General features: G+C 65.6%; 5 protein-coding genes. 2 read left to right on the top strand and 3 right to left on the bottom strand.

The window, feature by feature from the left end:
• Together AB4Z11_RS28275 and AB4Z11_RS28280 are read left to right on the top strand one after the other, a co-directional pair.
• On the top strand, positions 1–352 hold a 352-nt coding region (locus AB4Z11_RS28275; RefSeq protein WP_442029151.1), incomplete at its 5' end, for an Hpt domain-containing protein.
• Positions 342–1550 (top strand): EAL domain-containing response regulator, encoded by a 1209-nt coding sequence (locus AB4Z11_RS28280; protein WP_442029152.1) that lies wholly within the window; start codon positions 342–344, stop codon positions 1548–1550. The genes AB4Z11_RS28275 and AB4Z11_RS28280, both read left to right, overlap by 11 nt.
• Here the strand turns inward: AB4Z11_RS28280 and AB4Z11_RS28285 are convergent.
• From AB4Z11_RS28285 to AB4Z11_RS28295, 3 genes are all read right to left on the bottom strand, one after another.
• Complete coding sequence (locus AB4Z11_RS28285; protein WP_442029153.1) at positions 1520–2110, bottom strand: hypothetical protein; 591 nt, start codon at positions 2108–2110, stop codon at positions 1520–1522. The two genes, AB4Z11_RS28280 and AB4Z11_RS28285, sit on opposite strands and share 31 nt — an antisense overlap.
• Complete coding sequence (locus tag AB4Z11_RS28290) at positions 2107–2751, bottom strand: SCO family protein (RefSeq protein ID WP_442029154.1); 645 nt, start codon at positions 2749–2751, stop codon at positions 2107–2109. The genes AB4Z11_RS28285 and AB4Z11_RS28290 overlap by 4 nt, the downstream gene beginning before the upstream one ends.
• A partial coding sequence (locus tag AB4Z11_RS28295) for a c-type cytochrome (RefSeq protein ID WP_442029155.1) occupies positions 2726–2924 on the bottom strand: 199 nt, incomplete at its 5' end. The genes AB4Z11_RS28290 and AB4Z11_RS28295, both read right to left, overlap by 26 nt.

A 2924-nucleotide genomic window follows, 5' to 3' on the forward strand; every position in this document is an offset into this window, starting at 1 on the left:
GGGCGAACCGGTGCTCGACGATGCCAGCCTGTTCGAACTGGCGGGCGGACACCCGGCGCTGACCGCGGAAATCCTGTCCGAATTCGAAGTCGCCAACGCGGCCGATCACGCGGCGCTCGATGCCGCCTTTGCGCGCGGCGACCTGGCAGCGGTGGGCCGCATCGCCCATGCCATCAAGGGCGCGGCGCGCACCTTGGGCGCGATGCGCTACGCGGCGGCCGCCGCAGCGCTGGAATGCGCCTGGCGCGCGGACGATGCCGATGCCGCGCGCAGCGCACGCGGCCCTTTTGAAGCGGCATACGCGGAGCTGCGCACCCACCTGCATTCACTGGAGCTTGGCCATGCACTTTGAACAATTGCACATTCTGGTCGCGGAAGACCACGGTTTTCAACGCAAAGCGCTGGTGCGCATGCTGCGCGGCCTTGGCGCGGGGCAGGTAACGGAAGCGGAGGACGGCATCGCCGCCTTGTCCGCCTGCCGCGCGCCGGAGCGGCCTGTCGATATTGTCATCATGGACCTCGACATGCCGGGCATGGATGGCATGGAGCTGATTCGCCATCTGGCCGAGGCGCGCAGCACGGCGCGCGTGATCGTGTCCAGCGCACTGGATAAGGCGCTGCTGGCCTCAGTGGAAACCATGGCGCGGGCTTATGGCGTGCCTTTGCTTGGGCGCGTCGACAAGCCGGTCACACCGTCCAAGCTGAGCGCCTTGCTGGGCGTGGAAGTCTCGCGTGGCGTATCGCGCGCGACGCCGGCCTTCACAGCCGATGACGTCCGCGCCGGCCTGGACCGCCGTGAGTTCGTCGCTTTCTATCAGCCCAAGGCGTCGCTGCGCGATGGCGTGGTGGTGGGTGTGGAGGCTCTCGCGCGCTGGCAGCATCCGCAATACGGCACGCTGGCGCCGGCGTCGTTCATCGGGTTGATCGAGCAGCACGGCATGGTGGAGGAGCTGACCTGGCAGGTGCTGGAACATGCGGCACAGGCCTGGCGGCAGTGGGCGCTGCAGGGGCATATTTTGAAGGTGTCCATCAACCTGTCGCTGCTGGCCTTGCAGCAGCCGGGCTACGCGGCGCGCATCATCGAAGCAGTTGCGGCGCATGGCGTGGATAGCCGCTACATCGTGTTCGAAATTACGGAATCGTCGGAAATGGCGGATGTGCCGCACTGCCTGGAGAATTTGACGCGCTTGCGCATGCACGGCTTCAGCTTGTCGATCGACGATTACGGCACGGGCTATGCAAGCATTCAGCAGTTGCTGCGGGTGCCGTTCAGCGAGTTGAAAATTGACCGCTCTTTTGTCAGCGCGGCGTCTTCCGATGAAACGCGCCTGACCGTGCTGGCCAGCAGTCTGCAATTGGCGCAGCGACTTGGCTTGGAAGCGGTGGCCGAAGGTGTTGAGACAATGCAGGATTGGGATTTGCTGGCATCGCTGGGATGCAGTCTGGCGCAGGGTTACCTGATTTCGCGTCCCCAGCCGGTTGCGGATTTGCCGGCGGCCGTCGTGCGCTGGGAAGAGTCTTACGCGCGCTTGCCTTCCGCTGCGGCATAAGCGGGCAGGCGCCAGGCGCACCAGACGACGGCCAGCAGAATGGAGGCGATGACCAGGCCTACGCCGGCCGTCACCTGTTCATCCAGCGCGTAGGCGTTGCACAGGCGCTGTGGCATGTCCTGATACTGGATGCCGGCAATCGCCATCATCCAGCACAGGTTCCCCAGGAAGAAGAGCTGGATCACCGCATTGGCGCGTTTCAGTGCGCCTGGCAGCAGCGCACCCATGATGGCCAGCGACGCGAACTTCGCGGCTTCGGCCAGCGGCAAGGTCAGGCTTTCTTCCAGCGCGCGCGGGATCATCCAGTAGGCGCTGGCCATGAGCAGCCAGCTCATGCCGGTCAGCCCATATGCATCGACGCGCGCGATGAGCGCCGCCACTCGCGTGTTCTGCAGCGCCTGCCCAATCAGCGCGCCGCCGATCGCGATCAACGGCAGCTGCACCAGCATATGCAGCCCCATCGACGCCTCCAGCGGACCGTGCCACACCAGTGCGGCGGCCAGCAGCGCAATCCCCGCTGCACCGCTGCGTGCCGCCGGACGTGTCGCCATGTGCATCATGGCGCCGCTCCAGCGCGGGCGATGCGGACGGGGACCGGGCTGGCGAGAGCTTGTGCGGCATCGATGGCTTCGGCGGGCTGTTCGTAGTCGATGATGCGCACCAGCCGGCCGTTGCGGTCGATCAGGTGGAAGGCCGCGTTATGCTGGAACTCTCCCAGCGGCGCGGGCAGGATCACGACGCCTGCGGTCTTCAGCAGCCGTCGGCGCTGGACCGCATCCGGCAGCGCGACCATGCGCCACAGTGCAGGCTCCGCGCGCATGCGCTGCGCATAGTGTGCCAGATCGGACGACGTATCGCGCGGATCGAAGCTGATGCTCAGCAAGCGCACGCGATCCTGCAAGCCGCGCGCCGCAATCTCCCGCTGCATTTGCTGAAACTCGCTGCCTACTGCCGAACAGACCGCATTGCAGCGCGCATAAAAGAAGGTGGCGATGGTCACGCGGCCGTCAAAGCCCGCCGCAGCAGGCAAGGGCAGGGCTATCGGCTGGCGTTCCACGGCAAGACGGCGGCCGTCTTCCGTGGAGACGACATTGAAGCCCATCGTTCCATGCCACACCGCCGCTACGCCAGCCGCCGCGATGAATGCAAGGGCGGCCAGGGTAGCGGGCAAGCTGCTATTTGAGCTTGTTGAGGTCATCATCTCCACCCCAAGGGTCCTTGCGGTCCTTGGTCGCCTCGCGCTGTGCCTTCACCACATCGGCCGCAACCTTGGGTGCGGCGTTGCCGAAGTTGGAGCGGATGTGAGAGAGCACCGCGGCAATCTCCGCGTCGCTCAGCTTGTCCTTAAACGCCGACATCTGGCCGTTGTAGGAC

The organism is Pseudoduganella sp. RAF53_2 (assembly GCF_052113985.1).
In the GTDB taxonomy this organism is placed as follows: domain Bacteria; phylum Pseudomonadota; class Gammaproteobacteria; order Burkholderiales; family Burkholderiaceae_D; genus Rugamonas.

Excerpts from the sequence above, each read along its gene's own strand:
- AB4Z11_RS28280 (WP_442029152.1), top strand. The coding sequence starts at position 342 with ATGCACTTTGAACAATTGCACATTCTGGTCGCGGAAGACCACGGTTTT.
- AB4Z11_RS28285 (WP_442029153.1), bottom strand. The coding sequence starts at position 2,110 with ATGATGCACATGGCGACACGTCCGGCGGCACGCAGCGGTGCAGCGGGG.
- AB4Z11_RS28290 (WP_442029154.1), bottom strand. The coding sequence starts at position 2,751 with ATGATGACCTCAACAAGCTCAAATAGCAGCTTGCCCGCTACCCTGGCC.